This window comes from Aeromonas sp. 25-AL00135 (assembly GCF_054052385.1).
In genome coordinates this window covers 34,894-51,211 of the sequence record NZ_JBSTYQ010000020.1, presented here as the reverse complement: position 1 = coordinate 51,211, position 16,318 = coordinate 34,894, and the positions used below count along the sequence as shown (strand labels likewise).

The window sequence follows — 16,318 nt, the reverse complement described above, 5'->3', positions numbered from 1 at the left end:
CTATTTCACTGTTTCCGTTGATTTATTGTTGGTTGTTACACGGCCAGGGAGAGCCTGGTCGACTCCACGGGCGCCCCGACTCCGGACGCCAGATAAGGAATAACGTTGCGCACCAGCCCTTCCACATCGAGCTGCTGGCCAAAGTCGGCCAGGGCGATGTCGCGCAGCGCATCGGCAGAGGCCATGGTGAATACGACGGTGCCCAGGGTGAAGTGCAGGCGCCAGAAGAGATCCGCTGGCGACAGGGCCGGATTGGCCTTGGAGATGGCCTGGGTGATCCGCATCAGAATGGGGCCGTAGTGGGCGGTGATAAAGCGGCGCAGGTGGCCCTGGCTGTCGATATAGCCGCGCCCCAGCAGCTGCATGAAGATGGCCGGGCCGTTGGCCCGCACCGCTGATAGCTTCATCAGCGGCTCGACAAAACTTTCAAACAGTTGCAGCAAGGTCAGCTGCTCCTGCTCCATCAGCACCCGCAGGCGGGCATCGAGATCGGGCATAAACAGGCTCAGATAGCGGTCGAGCACCGCCTGGATCAGCTCCTTCTTGGAGCCGAAGTGATAGTTCACGGAAGCCAGATTGACGTCGGCCTCGCTGGTGATCAGACGCAAAGAGGTATCGGCGAATCCCCGCTCGGCAAACAGCACTTCAGCGGCGTCGAGAATACGGTTTTTGGTATCGATTTTACTCACTGGACACCTCACTTAAACGAATGTTTAAAAAGTACGTTTCATAACGTGAAGTGTCAAGAGAATGTGAATGAGTGTTAGCGGAATGTTTTTCGATGAAAAAAGCAAAGTGGGCGGAACTTAGTCAAAAAGCAGGACTCTATATCTATGCCACTGCAATTAAACATTAAGTCTCGCCCAACCTGCTCCATGCTAGTTGGGCCTTTTTTTGCGCGTTTGTTACCGGTTTGCGGTTTGCAGGCAAAAAAAACCGCCGCAGGGCGCGACGGTGGGGAAAGTGAGTTCGCGTCATCCTGACGGCAAACTGTCGATGCGAGTTCAGGCATGTATCGACGGAGGCAGTATGCCAGCCAGAGCCCCTCAGACTATGTCAGCTTCGCGGTATTTTGTGACAAAGTGTGGCAAGCACTGGCGTGGCCCAAGCTGCCGCTCTTTGTTATGCTGCCCTTTCAAAATATGAGGGGAGAGAAGATGAAGTACCCGGTCGATACCCACACTCACACCATTGCCAGCACCCATGCCTACAGCACCATCCACGACTATCTGCCGATAGCCAGGGCCAAGGGGATCAAGCTGTTTGCCACCACGGATCACGGCCCCGAGATGGCCGATGCCCCTCATGTATGGCATTTTGCCAACTTGCCGATATTGCCAAGAGTGGTGGATGGGGTAGGGATCCTGCGGGGTATCGAGGCCAACATCAAAAACCTTGAGGGGGAGATCGATTTTCCCGAGCGTTACGAGTCGCGCCTCGACATGATCATGGCGGGCTTTCATGAGCAGGTATTCCCTCCCTGCGATCAGGCTACCCACACCCAGGCGATGATCAACGCCATCAAGAGCGGCCGGGTCGATATGATCAGCCACCCGGGTAACCCCGCATTTCCCATCGACATTCAGGCTGTGGTCAAGGCGGCTGCGGACTATCGGGTGGCGCTGGAGATCAACAATTCCTCCTTCATTCACTCGCGCCCGGGTAGCGAAGGCAACTGCCGCGCCATTGTTGAAGCCGCGCGAGATCTGGGGGCCTACCTCACCTTCGGCTCCGATTCCCACGTCGCTTTCAGCCTCGGCGATTTTGACCATTGCCACCGTCTGGTGACCGAAGCGGGCTTCCCGCTGGAGCGGATCTTGGTGCGTTCCCCCCGGGCCCTACTCGATTTCCTCGAGAGTCGCGGCCGGACCCATATCCCCGAGTTTGTCGATCTGTAAATCGGGCTCTAACACCATGAGCCAACTCATAAAATCGAGCTGGCTCAATTGACTTGCCGGTCATTTTTTATGAATGTGGAGAGCAACAAGCCGGTATAGCTCAGTTGGTAGAGCAGCGCATTCGTAATGCGAAGGTCAGGAGTTCGATCCCCCTTATCGGCACCATATAAAACAAAGAGTTAGCTTCTAGGTGAAGCTAACTCTTTGTGCTTTTTGGCTTGGGGTACCACATGGGGTACCACATCTAGCAAACGGTAAGAACATTACTGTATCCACTTACCTGGCCACTGGCAGGTCCTCCCAGCGTGTGGTGTAACAGGGGCTCAGGTGCTCTTGTCGCATCATCCACTCAGGCGAACCCGTACCTTGGCTGGCAAAGCCTACGCGCCCCAATCCCTTGGCTTTGATCTGGTCCATCACTGCCATCAGCGCGTCCGATTGAGCGGAGGACGGGGCAAACAGGTCAGCCTGTTGCTGCCCCTTGGGGGTAAACTCACTCAGCATGACCCCACCCTTCTGATAGCGGTAACCGTCGCGCCAAATCTGCGGTAGCAGCACGTTCACTTGCTGCAGCAGCAACCGGGTATCATCACTAGGGCAGACCAGCCGAACGCCAGCCTGCTCACTGTAGTAAGGGGCTCGTTCATCAAAGGGGCTGGTTCGCACGAACAGGTGCACCCGCTGGCAACACATCCCCTCGGCCCGCAGCTTCTCGGCTGCGCGAGCCATAAAGCCTGACAACGCTTGGGCCATTTCTCCACGGTCAGTCACGCGCTCACCAAAGGAACGGCTCGAGAGGATCTGCAGCTTCGCCGCCGGTTCAACGGTCAGCTCTGCGCAAGGCAGGCCACGCAGCTCCTGTACGATCCGCTCGACCACCACGCCGTATTGGGCGCGTAACCCTTTGGCATCGCTAGCCACCAGGTCAGCCACGGTGTTGATGCCTTGTGCCACCAACTTGGCTCCCAAGCGCCGTCCTATGCCCCACACCTCGTCCACCGGGGTGATAGCCATCAGCCGGGCACGGCGCAGCTCGTCACGCAAGTCCACGACGCCGCCAGTGGCAGGCCACTTCTTGGCTGCATAGTTGGCCAGCTTGGCGAGGGTCTTGGTGGGGCCAATCCCAACCCCTACCGTTAGGCCGGTCCACTGCCACACTCGCTGCCGGATCTGTTGTCCATAGGCTGTCAGGTCCCCGGCAAACGACTCCGACAACGCCATGAACGCTTCATCGATGGAGTAGACCTCAAGCTCGGGGGCCATGGTCTCCAACGTGCTCATCACCCTGCCAGACATATCGCCGTAGAGCGCGTAGTTGGAGCTGAATGCCACACCGCCATGCGCCTCGAACTGCTCGCGGATCTTGAAGTAGGGCCCGGCCATCTTGATACCCATCGCCTTGGCTTCGGGGCTGCGCGACACCACGCATCCATCGTTGTTGGAGAGCACCACGATCGGGCGGCCACGCAGCTCAGGGCGAAACAGCCGCTCACAGCTGGCGTAGAAGTTGTTTACATCAACGAGCGCTATAGCCATCACGCTGCCTCAGATTGCCAATCACATGGGTGACCACTCCGAACAACTCCAGGGAGAGGCTCATACAAGGGTCGATAGGCGCGAACGCCGGATTGGCTGGCAACAGCCGCAACCTCGGCTTGAGCTGCAAGGTCTTTACCGTGAAGCCGCCATCGAGTAGTGCAATCACCACATCACCATGGCGCGGGGTGAGGCTCTTATCGACTACCAGCAAGTCACCGGGAAAGATGCCGACCCCGGTCATGCTCTCCCCCTCGGCACGCAGATAGAAGGTTGCAGCAGGGTGCGACACGCAGTGGGTGTTGAGGTCCAACTTCCCTTCCAGATAGTCGCTGGCAGGGCTGGGAAAGCCACAAGAGGCGCGGTGCAAGAACAACGGGATGGTCACCTCGGCGGGTGATGGGTCTGAGGTTAACAGCTTCATGGCAACAGCACCTGTATTTATATACAGTCATTATAGCGCACCACCTTTGAACCAGCGCAAGTCCCGCATGCCAGTGATGGCGTACCATAGTGCCAATAGATAACAAAAGAATCAGTAATGCAGATGCCACGTTGTTAGTTAGTTCCATTCAAGCTACATCGATTTGAGAAGCAACGTCGACATTCGTTTGTTAGTGGTTCATGGCACTAAGCATCGCACTGACCTACAAATTAACTTTTCTGTCAGTAGTGTTAGAAATAATGTTCTAAATCAATGACCTCTAATCGAATTTTTGATTAAATTATTGCATTTGTGACCGACATTTCAGATCACAAAAGGCCTTTTAGGCACATTCATCACAGACCAAATCGTGAGAAAAAGGCTAGGTAAACAGAATGTGTTCACATTGAGTCTGTTATCATGGGCTTTGATAAATAAAATAGGCTGTAACCATGTTGCAATTGGACTTAGCTTTTACCGATGCACGATCCCACAGACTGTATATCAGACCAGCACATAGTTCAGAGTGACAGTCGGTCATAGGCAATCAGATGCCCAACATGAAGTAGTTAGTTCGGTGCTGGCTACTAGATTCACTCCCGCCGAGTAGCTTTATCATGCTTGAAAATCAATCACCCCCCAGAATCAGTGCGATGTTGCGTTTTGCAATCAAATCCGGTGCCAAGGCTGCAGTGGAACTACAGATACGTAACCGCTCCATGCTTGATGCTAGAGATGATCGGGGAAGGACACCGTTGATGCTCGCTGCGGAAAAAGGAAGCCAAGAGTTGTGCGAGCTGTTGCTTGATGCGGGGGCCAATCCAGCACTGGTTAGCAATGAAGGTAAAACAGCATCTAGCATAGCTGCGGAGATGGGTTATGACGTGCTCGGATGCATGCTGCATCGCGCTCAAGATGAACCAGCTGGTTCTTCGTTATTTGAAGTTGTAGTGACGCCTGAAGACATTCATCTGCATGAAATAGTTGGTGATGATAAAGCTGTAGTTCTAGGGGATGAAAGAGCTGCAGAGTCCACATCTTTGGGTTATTTCATGGCCGTCCAAGCCGTATCTCAGACTCACCAAGATGTATTTTCTGCCGGAAGTTCTGGTGTTTCTTCAGCGGATACAGGTCCATCTGATTATGGAGATTCAGGGGATGAAGATATAGAAGGTGATTCCAGTCAGTGGATTGCCTTATCAGATAATCCTGGTAAGGGGGTTACGCCGATCGTTCCGGATGTATTACTGAGCCAGCCAGATGTGATTGGTATAGAACAACAGAGAGTTAATTCCAGTTGGAATGAAGCATCTGATGGTCTAATTGATTTCCCCCCTTCGGAAGATTCTGCATGGGTTGATGCAGATACAAGTGCGCAGTTTGATGATATTGCACAAGCCGGGCCACATGATTTTGTTCTTTTGCACCTTCCTTTTTCAGATGTTCCTGTTACTGAGCTGGAGGAGGAAAATGACTCAGCTCATTTACATGAAGATGATGATTCTGGCTGGAAGGCAGAGGAGGAAGTGGTAACGCCAAAATCAGATGTGTCCCTTCTGATTTCCGTGACGCAAACCCATCGTCGTATATCCAGACACCGTGCTTTGAATACTGACGAATCTTGGGAGGATGTGGAGCTTGAGCTGCCAGAGGTGAAACCTGCAGTCATCCGGGGCTCCGAGGAGCAGGAGTTTCTGAGAGCACTCTTTGTCGAGGGTTTTCAACGTGGGTGGGTCACTTTTGACAAGGTCGCTGAGGCTTGCCAGCTTGATGCGGGCCCTGCTGCTGATGCATTACTTCCCGCTACTCTTCAGATACTTGAAGATTATGGTATCAAGGTTGAAGAAGCCAATCAGGAGAGTTTCACAGCGGAAGGTGTGGTGAATGAGGAGCTTGCGGTTCTGCTGGATGAGGCATTCGAGAGGTTGGAGGCGTACCTAAGTGAATCATTGTCAGAGGTGCATACATTCAATTCAAGCACTCTGAGAACGTATTCGCAGGATGCACGTGCAGTCGGCTTGATTTCCAAAGATGGGGAAATATTGCTTGGGACCCGTATGGACTCCGCCATCAAGGCTCTTGCACGGTATCTGGCTGCCTTGCCCGATAGCGCTTGGGTGGACTGTTTTGAGGATGTGCAGCCGCAACAAGAGGTTAGTGTTGATGAGCTAGATGAGGATGAAGCCGTAGATCTGGAGCAGATCGAGATAACTGATGAAGAAGGTCGTTTTTCCGGAAGCTTTGAAGATTATGTGAATATTTTACGTGCTGGAGACATTTCTGGTAAGACCGATGAAATGATCCCTCGCCCTTCCGCATCGTTACTGGCCGGTTTGATCAAGAAATTGCATCTGTTTGATCCGGAGCTCCAGCCTGAGCTGGCGTTAGAGCATATTCGGATTTTCGAGAAAGCCCGCCATGACCTAGTTAATGCCAATCTGCGACTGGTCATGAGCATTGCCAGCAAATATAGCAATAGCGGCATATACCTAGAAGACCTGATCCAAGAGGGCAATATCGGCCTGATGAAAGCTGCCGAGAAATTTGAAGTTCAACTTGGCTTTAAATTTTCTACTTATGCTACTTGGTGGATTCGTCAGGCCATTACCCGCTGCATTGCTGATCAGCTTCGTTTGGTGCGGGTGCCGGTTCATTTAGTGGAAAAAATCAACAAAGTGCAACGCGGTATTCGTGAGCTGGAGGGAAAATCCCTTGGTGGTGTAAGCGATAGCGAGTTAGCTGTGTCGCTCGATATGAGCGTCAATGAAGTTCGCAAGGTAAAACAAGTTGCCGATCGTGAAGTAATTTTCCTTAGTGGCTTTGATGAAATTGACAGTCCGGAATTACTCGCTGGGAACGAGTCTGATGGTTTCCATTGTGTAGAAAATGACGAACTAGCGAATGCAATCAGAGCTGCTCTATCCGAGTTGTCAGAGCGTGAACATCAGATTATCAAATATCGCTTTGGCATAGGGTTAGGGGATGACTTCACCCTGGAACAGGTCGGCATAATGTTCGATGTCACACGGGAACGGATTCGCCAGATCGAAGCCAAGGCCCTGCGCAAACTGCGCCATCCGAATCGACGTATGGTGCTGGCTATGTTTTGGGATGAAAACGATCTGCATGATGATATTGATGAAGGCCGATGAATATGAAAGTACAGAATATGCGACATGCCCCACCTCGTGCAGCCGCAATGATCGAAGCCTTGCGCGGGTTAGGTTACAACACTGCGACCGCGCTGGCAGACATCATCGATAACAGCATTGCAGCTGGTGCCGCAACAGTTGACTTGCGCTTTGTTTGGAACAATGAGCAGAGCCGGATTGAAATTCAGGACGATGGCCGCGGTATGAGCGCAGTTGAAATCGACAAAGCAATGCGGCTTGGGGAGAGGAGCCCTCTCGATGAGCGCAGTGCAGATGACCTAGGGCGTTTCGGCCTCGGCTTGAAGACTGCTTCGTTTTCACAGTGCCGTTGCCTGACCGTGGCTGCTTGTGGGCCGGATGGTTTGCAATGCCTGCGCTGGGATCTAGATGTGCTTGCCGCTGGAAAGAATGATGGTTGGTACTTGCTTGAAGGTCCAGCTGAAGGTTCAGAAGGATATTTGGCTCCTCTCAAGAACGCTGGGCGGGGGACTCTCGTTCTGTGGGAGGCGATGGATCGCATTGTGACTAAAGGAGTTGGAGAGCAAGAGTTTCTGGATCTGATCGATGCGGTAGACCGGCACCTTGGCATGGTTTTTCATCGTTATCTGGAGCATCCCCGACGTTTGTTGTTGCGTATCAATGGTCAGCCGGTGAAACCATGGGACCCGTTCCTTGTGGGGCATCCTGGCAAACCATGGCAATCACCTTCCGTATCACCGCCAGGAAATGCAGCAGTCAAGCTGCAATGCAATGTGTTACCGCATAAGGATAAGTTATCACCGTCCGAGTTCGAGACTGCAGAAGGACCTGACGGCTGGACGGCGCAGCAAGGGTTCTATGTCTATCGCAATGAGCGTCTTCTGGTTGCAGGCAGCTGGCTGGGGCTTGGCCAAGGGCGATCGTGGACAAAAGACGAGGCCCACCGTCTGGCGCGTATTCGCCTTGATATTCCTAACACAGCTGATGCCGACTGGAAAATCGATATTCGCAAGTCTACGGCTAGGCCCCCCGTTGCATTGCGAAGCTGGTTGATTGGATATGCCGAAGATACACGTTCCAGAGCCCGCAAAGCATTCGTGCATCGCGGAGTCGCACCGAAAATGCCTGGGGGGGGTGAGGTTGCACAATCTTGGAAAGCAGAGCACTTTGCTGGCGGTATGCGTTACCGGATTGATACGGACCATCCGGTGGTCCGTTCGGTATTGGATGATGCCGGTGTTTTGCTGCCTCAGATAAAGGCCATGCTGCGCGTCTTGGAAGAAACAGTTCCAGTCCAGCGAATCTGGCTGGACACCGCCGAGAATAAAGAGGCTCCGTGCACCGGCTTTGCCGGGGAGCCACCCGCAGAAGTGAAATCGGTGCTCGAGGTGCTTTATCGAAATATGGTAGGCGTGAAAGGTATGTCCTCGAGCATGGCGCGCGAACGGCTATCGAGAAGCGAGCCGTTCAATCAATATCCAGAGCTAGTTGCCAGCTTGCCTGAACAGCTATAAACAAGGAATGCCGTGTGTCTTTAATAGGTGAAGCAAACAAGATCAGTGTGGTCAAAATCGTTCAGGAATTGCTGCTGGCAGAGGATGCTCAGTCTATTCCTCACAGTTTGATCTCTGAAAAAATAAACCTCGTGCTCGCGCTGAATCCTCGTTGGACTGAAGATCTGGATCGTGAGTCCGTTATTAACGAGCTGATCCGCCGCCATAGCGAATGGGTTGGGACGGGGGGCATGCTCGGTGATGAGTCGGATCACGTTGCTTGGCTGACCGCACAACGTAAGAAGGAATGGCGTTACTGGCAGCGTTATCGTGAAATGCAGGAGACACGACTATCAGCAAATGCGGTTGCCAATCTGGATGAAACATCCGATCAGGTGTTGTCAATGCTGGAGGACCCTTGCCGCGAAGGTGCTTGGGATCGCCGAGGTCTCGTAGTCGGTCATGTGCAATCAGGAAAAACGGGCAACTATACCGGGTTAATCTGCAAGGCGGCCGATGCTGGTTACAAGGTCATCATTGTTCTGGCTGGAATGCACAACAATTTGCGCTCTCAAACTCAGATGCGTCTTGATGAGGGGTTTCTGGGATATGAGACACACTCTTCCAGTAACGAACCCCGGCCGATCGGTGTCGGTCTGATTGACCGGGATCCTGCGATTCGCCCGCACTACGCAACAACACGTTCCGAAAAAGGTGACTTCAGCATGGCCGCCGCGAAGAATCTCGGGATTTCTCCGGAAGAACGACCGTGGTTGTTTGTTGTCAAGAAGAATAAGAAAGTCCTTGAACGTCTGCACAAGTGGATCGTCAATCATGTAGCCAACACCGTCGAGGCAGAGTCCGGTCGCAAGATCGTGACACATCTTCCCTTGCTGGTCATCGATGATGAGGCAGACAATGCTTCTGTTGATACGGGTGAACAAATTTTTGGCGAGAATGGACTGCCTGACGAGGAGCATCAGCCTAAAGCCATTAATGGACTTATTCGTAAGATATTGCACGCTTTCCAGCGTAAGGCCTATGTTGGCTATACAGCTACGCCGTTTGCGAACATTTTCATTCATGAGCGAAATGCCACCCCGAAAGAAGGGCCAGATCTCTTTCCGGCCGCATTCATTGTCAATCTCGGCGCACCATCCAGTTACGTCGGGCCAACTCGCCTGTTTGGTATCAACAACGGTGGAACTCGTGCGGATGCATTGCCTCTTGTACGCAAGGTTGATGACCACTGTTCTGACGATGGCAAGGCCGGCTGGATGCCGATATCTCACAAGAATGGACACAATCCCAAGATCGACAATGAATTTGGTATGCCCGAGTCATTGGTAAAGGCGATAGATTCATTTGTACTTACGTGTGCATTGAGAAAACTGCGGGGACAGGGAGATTCCCATAGCTCAATGCTTATTCACGTAACAAGATTTAATCAGACTCAGGCGGCGGTACATGCTGTAGTAGATCAGTATATTCGACAGCAGTTGCAACGAGTAGAGCGACAAATAGGACATGAAGGATTTTTGGGGCGCCTTGCCGAACTCTGGCATAAGGACTTCTTGCCTGTTTCCACCGAATTGCATGCACAAATACCTGATATGGTCAGCCGGTACGATTTTTCGTGGGAACAAGTTGTTGAGCAAATACCGGATATTGTTTCGGAACTTTCTGTGCGGATGATCAATGGTACGGCCAAGGATGCACTGGATTACGCTGATTCTGGCAAGGGGCTCAAGGTTATTGCTATTGGTGGTGATAAGCTCGCGCGGGGGCTCACCTTGGAGGGGCTATGTGTAAGCTATTTCCTGCGTGCATCAAAAATGTATGACACTTTGATGCAAATGGGAAGGTGGTTTGGTTATCGGCCTGGTTACCTTGATCTTTGCCGTCTCTATACGACAGCGGATCTGGTCGAGTGGTTTGAGCATATTGCCGATGCCTCAGAAGAGCTGCGTGAAGAATTCGACATGATGGTTGCCAGTGGTGGGACACCACGTGATTACGGTCTCAAGGTCGTATCGCATCCTGTACTGATGGTGACTTCTCCCTTGAAAATGCGATCCGCCAAGACATTGCGACTTTCCTTTAGTGGGCATGTGGTCGAAACAGTGTCAATGCACAAAGAGTCTGCGATTGTTCGTGCAAACTTCGATTCGTTCCATAGTTTTGTTTCTGTGATCGGAAAGCCTTCAACCATACCGGAGAGGAAACGTGGGGATGGACGCGATCGCTGGACCGGAGCGTATTGGTCAAATGTATCCCATGCTGAGGTGACGTCGTTTCTTGCCGGTTATACAACTCACCCTAGCGCGTACAAGGTGAACAGCCAGATGCTGTGTGAGTTCATCGACTCAATGGCGCTTGATGGTTATCTGCTGAACTGGAACGTGGCTGTAGTTGGCGGAAGCATTGGCAAGGGCGCTTGGCAGATCGAAGACCTTGTTGTACCGCTAACCCAACGGGCTAATCGACAGCAGGCCGCCGGTCGCTACGCAATTGGTCGACTGCTGTCTCCGCGAGATGAGGCGCTGGATCTTGACGAAGTTGCTTGGCTTGCTGCGCTCGATGAAACGAAAAGACTCTGGCATGCCGACCCCGCCAGACCGGATGGCAAGAAGGAACCTGTGACTCCAAATGGGCCAGCCCTGAGAAAGATACGTGGATTCGGTGCAGAGAGAATTCCTGCCTCCCCAGAAACGGGATTATTGCTGATTTATTTGCTGAATCCAGTGGATGCAGGTTTACCTGAGGGTCATGAGCCTGTCGTGGCATTCGGGATCAGTTTTCCCAGCAACAACAGTGGGATAAAGGTCGACTACAAGGTCGGACATATTTTCTGGGAGCAAGAATTTGGATCTGCTGAGTAAGGAAGACATCCTCGGGACATGGCGCGCGTTATCAGGTGTGTCGAACGAGGACGTATGGAGAACGATTTTGCTTGTGCCGGAAGGTGTGTGTACTTTGCGAGCTGGTCGTTGTTTTCCTGGGAATGAGGAAGGTTTGTTAGTCCGGTTTGGCAATGGATATATTGGTTCATTACATGGACTACCTGCGGCCACTGGATTCACGGTCAAAAAAATTAAGCTAGGGAATAATAATGAAGAGTGGTTGGCATTGGTACGCCAGCCAGGAGGAAACCTTGATCTGTTTGCTACGGTCGTGACAGATCTTGTTGCAGTTTTGTTGGGTAGCTCAATTCTAGATGGGCGCCAACTATTGAATATATTCATGAAGCGTTTGCGTGCGTGGATGAGCTTCATGAAGAAAGGAGCTACCATGCTCGGCCCCGAAGCGGAGTTGGGTCTAGTTGGTGAATTACAGTGCATGTCCACATTGCTAGCTGCAGGCTGCTCGGCTGAAAGTGTTGTGGAAGGCTGGACTGGCCCGATGGATGGCTTGCAAGATTTTCAGCTTGGACATGGGGCTATTGAAGTCAAAAGCACATTGGCAAAAGACGGATTTTCCGCCTCTATTCTGTCGCTTGAGCAGTTAGATGACAGTGTTCGCAAACCTCTGTTTCTTTGTGCTTGCCGATTTTCAGTTGATCCGTCAGGGGTTTCTCTACCTGTTCGTATTGCATCGTTAAAAGAGCAGATGGATGAGGCCACAGCAGTTGTTTTCGGTTTTGCCTTACTGCATGCGGGGTACCTCGATGCGCACGCCGATTTGTATACAAGACAGTTTGTCGAAGTGAGTACACGTTACATGCTTATCGATGAAACTTTTCCGAGGCTTACTGGCGGGAATGTTCCGGTTGGTGTGGTCCGTGCAAAGTATGAGATAGAGCTGGATGCGATTGATGCTAAAGAGTGCCTAGCTGACGCAGCAATTGAAATGATTGGGATGAATTGAATGGAATTGGTTGATTTTTTGCGTCAAACGCAACAACAGGTTCGTGATGAAACTGTCGAAAGAGGGATTGAGGGCGGAGAAGCAGCATTCCCGGAGCTACTTTTTACTGAGATCGTTACAAGACATATGGCCGATATCGGGATGACTTTTGATCCTGAAGTGTGTGCATACGATGCCAGAGTTGGAAGTGGATTAGGTTCAGGAAATGTGAGGTTGAGTGGTTTCGCTGTTTCTGAAGACAATGAACAGCTAGATCTGTATGTGAGCGACTACGAAGGCCTAGATGAAATTGTCGACATTCCTAATGCCGAAGCACAGAAAGCAGCCGAACAATGCCTGCGCTTTCTTTCGATGTGTGTGGAGGGCAAACTAGCCAAGGAAATGGACGAGTCCCATCCGGCATATGCTCTAGTGCTCACAATTAAGCAGGTTTATCCTGACCTTGAGCAGATCCGAGTCTTTGTTTTGACCGACAGGCGTGCAAAAGTTCGTACATATCAACCGCGTACAATATCCGGTAAGGTTGTAAAGCTTGAAGTTATGGATATCCAGCGTTTGTTTAATCACTGGCAGGAGGGGCGTCCACGAGATGAACTCATTGTCAATTTCCAAGATATATCTGGCGGCCCTCTGCCCTGTATCTGGGTTCCGGACCAGATGGGGGAATATGATTATGCAATGACAGCTATTCCCGGTGAAGCCCTACGATTTTTGTATGAAAAATATGGTGCACGTATTCTTGAAGCCAATGTCCGTTCGTTTCTGAGCCAAGTTGGCGGGGTCAATAAAGGGATTGCAGAGACTTTACGCAAGCAGCCTGAACGGTTTATGGCCTACAACAATGGGGTTGTCATTATTGCTGATGAGGCAAGCTTGGGACGTACCGAGGATGGCAGCCTCGGTATTTTCGGGCTTAAAGGCATGCAGATCGTGAATGGTGGTCAGACGACAGCATCGATGTTCTTCACGAAGAAAAAATTTCCAGATATTAATCTCTCTCAGGTCAGAGTTCCCGCTAAAATCATCGTGTTGAAAAATGTAGGTTCAGAGCAGGAAGAACGTCTGATTTCAGATATATCACGCTATGCCAATAGTCAGAATAAAGTTCAACTGTCTGATTTGTCTGCAAATATGCCTTATCACGTAGAGCTCGAAAAACTTGCTATGGCTACATATTGCCCTGATGGCGTTAGTCGGTGGTTCTACGAGCGGGCCACAGGCAGCTACAAAGTGATGCTTGAACGTGAAGGTAAAACACCAGCTGGTATCAAGCGTATACAGGAAGGTATACCATCAACTCGCAAGATTACTAAAACGGATCTTGCAAAATATCAAAGTGCTTGGATGCAGCGACCAGACTTGGTGAGTCTAGGAGGCCAAAAGAACTTCAAAGCGTTCATGGATATTATTAATGCAGCTGGCGAGGCTAGGGGGCTGACTGATGTTGCTGAGTATAAGAGCATCATTGCTCAAGTCATTTTATTCAAGGAAGCGCAGCGTAGAATACGCCCACGCTTTGCAGCATTCCAAGCGAACGTGATTGCATATACAGTCTCTCTTGTGTCCCTGAAGCTTGGTGAGCGTCTGAGTCTGGAGCGTATTTGGTCCACCCAGACTGTATCGCCGCAACTTCTCGAGCAGATTGAAATATGGTCAGACGAGGTGAATGCACAGCTTCATGCGACTGCAAACGGGCGAATGATTTCAGAGTGGGCGAAGCGGCCTGAATGTAGGGAGATTATGTTCTCTCGTCCATTTTCTCAGCCAAGAGTAGATATTCCAGAATTAAATTGCTCCTAATATTTAACATCGCATAGGTTAATTAAATTTATCGTATTAATCCTTACACTATGGCTTGGGCTTACCAAGCCATAGTGTTATGGTTTCTTATATACTTCTGACACAGATAAGACATCTAAGATATCAGCTTCTATAAGTAGAAGATTTTTGCAAAATGTCTAACACCAAACGAGCTATTTTGTTTGCTAATAGGGGCGGCACTGCATTACCCACTTGATGATATTGCTGAGTTCGTCCACCTTGGAAAAAATAATTATCAGGAAAGGTTTGCAAACGAGCAGCTTCTCTTACTGTGAGGCTGCGACACTGTGTCGGATCAGGATGAATGAAGTAATGCCCATCTTTAGATATATGACTTGTAATTGTTGTAGAAGGTGCATTAGAAAGTTGAACTCGGAACCGATCCGAAAAATGCCCACTTTCCCAATTCTTGTGCGCTGGAGCTAAGGAGTCAAGACAAAATTCTTTGTGCCCCTTTGGCGATCTTCCTTCTATTTTAGCAAAACATGCAGCAAATCCGTATCGAATCAAATCATCAATTCTATGACCTCTGGTTTCGTGGTTCAGCCAAACTTTAAGTCGGTCATCATTGAACCATTTGTCAAGTTCACTAATACCAGTGGTACCTTCATTTTTCTCTCTTGGATATTGGAGAGAGCCTGTATCAACGTTCTGAAGAAAATCAGCTGTTTTACGAATATTATCTATCAGCTCTGAAGTGAGTTTGGACTCTTTAATTGCATTGTTTGCAAGCAGTTTTAATCCTTCTCGGATTTTTTGTTCCCATGCAGCAGCAGAGTCCTCTTCTCGACTTAATTTACTGCGTAATGGAGGCAGATTACCAATAGCATTATTAACTGTAATCCGACTCTCTTTGTTTAGCTTAGGTAAATTATGGCTGAAACGATCGTCTCTGATACCGAGTAGAATTACTCTATGACGAGCCTGAGGTATTCCATAGTCTTCGGAGCGAATAATGAAATTAGTTGCATCTATTTTTTGTGGATCATCACCATCCATGAATATTTCATCATTGACAAGAGATACGATATTATATCGTAAGCCATTATCTTTTTTATCCAATGCCATGCTAGGATTTGCAAGATCTCTTAGAATTTGATGAAAAATTAAACCGCCATTTATTTTTGATGAAAGAATACCCTTCACGTTCTCCATGACAAAAATATCTGGTTTATTATTTTTTATGATTCTTAAATACTCCAAGTATAGGAAGTGCCTAGAATCATCTTCGGGTATATAGTTAGAGTTACCTTTATTTCTCGAGCGCCCAGCAAGAGAATATGCTTGGCATGGAGGTCCGCCAATGAGAACCCATGGTAAATCCTTATTGCCTAATGCAGTTGTAATTGCAGAGTCAAGGGCTGCATTCCCCTTATCACTACCGATAGCAATACACATCGCTTCATGATTTGCTCGCTCCCAATACTCATAGGTTCTCTCAGTGAAAGGATTAGGTGATTTCCCATTGCAAAACTGATAGTAATCTGATAGTCCATCAGGAAAATTGCTTTTGAGTAATCGATAGTAAGCCCTGAGTCTTAGAGTCTGGTGAGCAACAGGATCCTTCTCTGCAGAGACCATAATCTGGAAGGAAGAACCTTCGTTAAGTGAAGAGAATCCTTCGCCTAGTCCTCCTGGACCAGCAAATAAATCGATAATTGGGATCGGTGATAAAACGGTGTTCATGGTCTAATACTGTGTTTTTGATCAGCTAACAAAGATACCAGGAAGATGCGTGAACGGGAAGCCAAAGCGTGGCTCTTGTCGATAAAAAGCCTTGTGTAAGGCTCATGGCGGGGGCTGGTAGCATCGGATGTATGCCGGAGAAGGCTGTTCAATCGGTTCCTTATGATACATGGCGTCGGTGCCATGACCTTATGAAGGCTTTCTTGGTACAACATCGCTATGACTTGCTTACTACCGAGTGTTAAATTATCTATCTGAGCTAAGCTGGTAGGTATTCGCCCAGCTTGATGTATATTGGGGGCTTTACATCGTTGCTTTCGCCATGTTTTCGCACGATTAATTTGGAAGATTGATAGCAACTTGGAATTTATTGTGAATTTATTGTAATGGTTACGCATTTATAATATCTTTGAAAATTCCATCTGTATGAAAAAACATGTTGTTTTTAGAAAGAAATTTTTA

The 16,318-nt window shown here is 49.7% G+C and carries 10 protein-coding genes and 1 tRNA gene; 7 read left to right on the top strand and 4 right to left on the bottom strand.

Annotated features, from left to right (window positions below; all coding sequences use genetic code 11):
• Positions 1 to 35 precede the first annotated feature (35 nt).
• The gene (locus ACW5XC_RS17340; protein WP_042020647.1) at positions 36 to 689 is read right to left on the bottom strand and encodes a TetR/AcrR family transcriptional regulator; all 654 of its coding nucleotides are present in this window, start codon (positions 687 to 689) and stop codon (positions 36 to 38) included.
• Between the two features lie 468 nt (positions 690 to 1,157).
• Here ACW5XC_RS17340 and ACW5XC_RS17335 point away from each other — a divergent pair, with 468 nt between their 5' ends.
• Together ACW5XC_RS17335 and ACW5XC_RS17330 are read left to right on the top strand one after the other, a co-directional pair.
• Positions 1,158 to 1,898 carry a phosphatase gene (locus ACW5XC_RS17335; protein WP_042054092.1) on the top strand — a complete coding sequence of 247 codons (741 nt, stop codon included), beginning with the start codon at positions 1,158 to 1,160 and terminating at the stop codon, positions 1,896 to 1,898.
• Positions 1,899 to 1,987: 89 nt separating this feature from the next.
• Positions 1,988 to 2,063, top strand: a tRNA-Thr gene (locus ACW5XC_RS17330).
• Between the two features lie 111 nt (positions 2,064 to 2,174).
• Here the strand turns inward: ACW5XC_RS17330 and umuC are convergent.
• Positions 2,175 to 3,434: a translesion error-prone DNA polymerase V subunit UmuC gene (umuC, locus tag ACW5XC_RS17325; protein WP_042054094.1), complete on the bottom strand. Its 1,260-nt coding sequence runs from the start codon at positions 3,432 to 3,434 to the stop codon at positions 2,175 to 2,177.
• Entirely contained in the window at positions 3,415 to 3,858 is a 444-nt protein-coding gene (locus ACW5XC_RS17320) for a LexA family protein (RefSeq protein ID WP_042054095.1), read from the bottom strand. Before ACW5XC_RS17320 ends, umuC begins: the two co-directional genes overlap by 20 nt.
• A 617-nt stretch (positions 3,859 to 4,475) precedes the next feature.
• On the opposite strand from ACW5XC_RS17320, the gene ACW5XC_RS17315 reads away from it, so the two are divergent.
• From ACW5XC_RS17315 to mzaE, 5 genes are read left to right on the top strand one after another with little or no spacing between them, the layout of a single operon-like run.
• Complete coding sequence (locus ACW5XC_RS17315; protein ID WP_080771389.1) at positions 4,476 to 7,010, top strand: sigma-70 family RNA polymerase sigma factor; 2,535 nt, start codon at positions 4,476 to 4,478, stop codon at positions 7,008 to 7,010.
• A gap of 47 nt (positions 7,011 to 7,057) precedes the next feature.
• Complete coding sequence (gene mzaB / locus ACW5XC_RS17310; RefSeq protein ID WP_080771391.1) at positions 7,058 to 8,503, top strand: MZA anti-phage system associated ATPase MzaB; 1,446 nt, start codon at positions 7,058 to 7,060, stop codon at positions 8,501 to 8,503.
• 14 nt (positions 8,504 to 8,517) lie between these two features.
• Complete coding sequence (gene mzaC / locus ACW5XC_RS17305) at positions 8,518 to 11,364, top strand: MZA anti-phage system associated Z1 domain-containing protein MzaC (RefSeq protein WP_202904097.1); 2,847 nt, start codon at positions 8,518 to 8,520, stop codon at positions 11,362 to 11,364.
• Complete coding sequence (mzaD, locus tag ACW5XC_RS17300; protein WP_042054099.1) at positions 11,348 to 12,349, top strand: MZA anti-phage system associated PD-(D/E)XK motif protein MzaD; 1,002 nt, start codon at positions 11,348 to 11,350, stop codon at positions 12,347 to 12,349. Before mzaC ends, mzaD begins: the two co-directional genes overlap by 17 nt.
• Positions 12,350 to 14,149 (top strand): MZA anti-phage system associated AIPR family protein MzaE, encoded by a 1,800-nt coding sequence (mzaE, locus tag ACW5XC_RS17295; protein WP_042054101.1) that lies wholly within the window; start codon positions 12,350 to 12,352, stop codon positions 14,147 to 14,149.
• Positions 14,150 to 14,272: 123 nt separating this feature from the next.
• Here the strand turns inward: mzaE and ACW5XC_RS17290 are convergent, their stop codons facing one another.
• A complete protein-coding gene (locus tag ACW5XC_RS17290; protein WP_074042606.1) occupies positions 14,273 to 15,856 on the bottom strand; it encodes a DNA cytosine methyltransferase in 1,584 nt (527 codons plus the stop codon).
• Between the last annotated feature and the right edge of the window lie 462 nt (positions 15,857 to 16,318).

Excerpts from the sequence above, each read along its gene's own strand:
- mzaE (WP_042054101.1), top strand. The coding sequence starts at position 12,350 with ATGGAATTGGTTGATTTTTTGCGTCAAACGCAACAACAGGTTCGTGAT.
- ACW5XC_RS17315 (WP_080771389.1), top strand. The coding sequence starts at position 4,476 with ATGCTTGAAAATCAATCACCCCCCAGAATCAGTGCGATGTTGCGTTTT.
- ACW5XC_RS17290 (WP_074042606.1), bottom strand. The coding sequence starts at position 15,856 with ATGAACACCGTTTTATCACCGATCCCAATTATCGATTTATTTGCTGGT.
- mzaB (WP_080771391.1), top strand. The coding sequence starts at position 7,058 with ATGATCGAAGCCTTGCGCGGGTTAGGTTACAACACTGCGACCGCGCTG.
- umuC (WP_042054094.1), bottom strand. The coding sequence starts at position 3,434 with ATGGCTATAGCGCTCGTTGATGTAAACAACTTCTACGCCAGCTGTGAG.
- ACW5XC_RS17335 (WP_042054092.1), top strand. The coding sequence starts at position 1,158 with ATGAAGTACCCGGTCGATACCCACACTCACACCATTGCCAGCACCCAT.
- ACW5XC_RS17320 (WP_042054095.1), bottom strand. The coding sequence starts at position 3,858 with ATGAAGCTGTTAACCTCAGACCCATCACCCGCCGAGGTGACCATCCCG.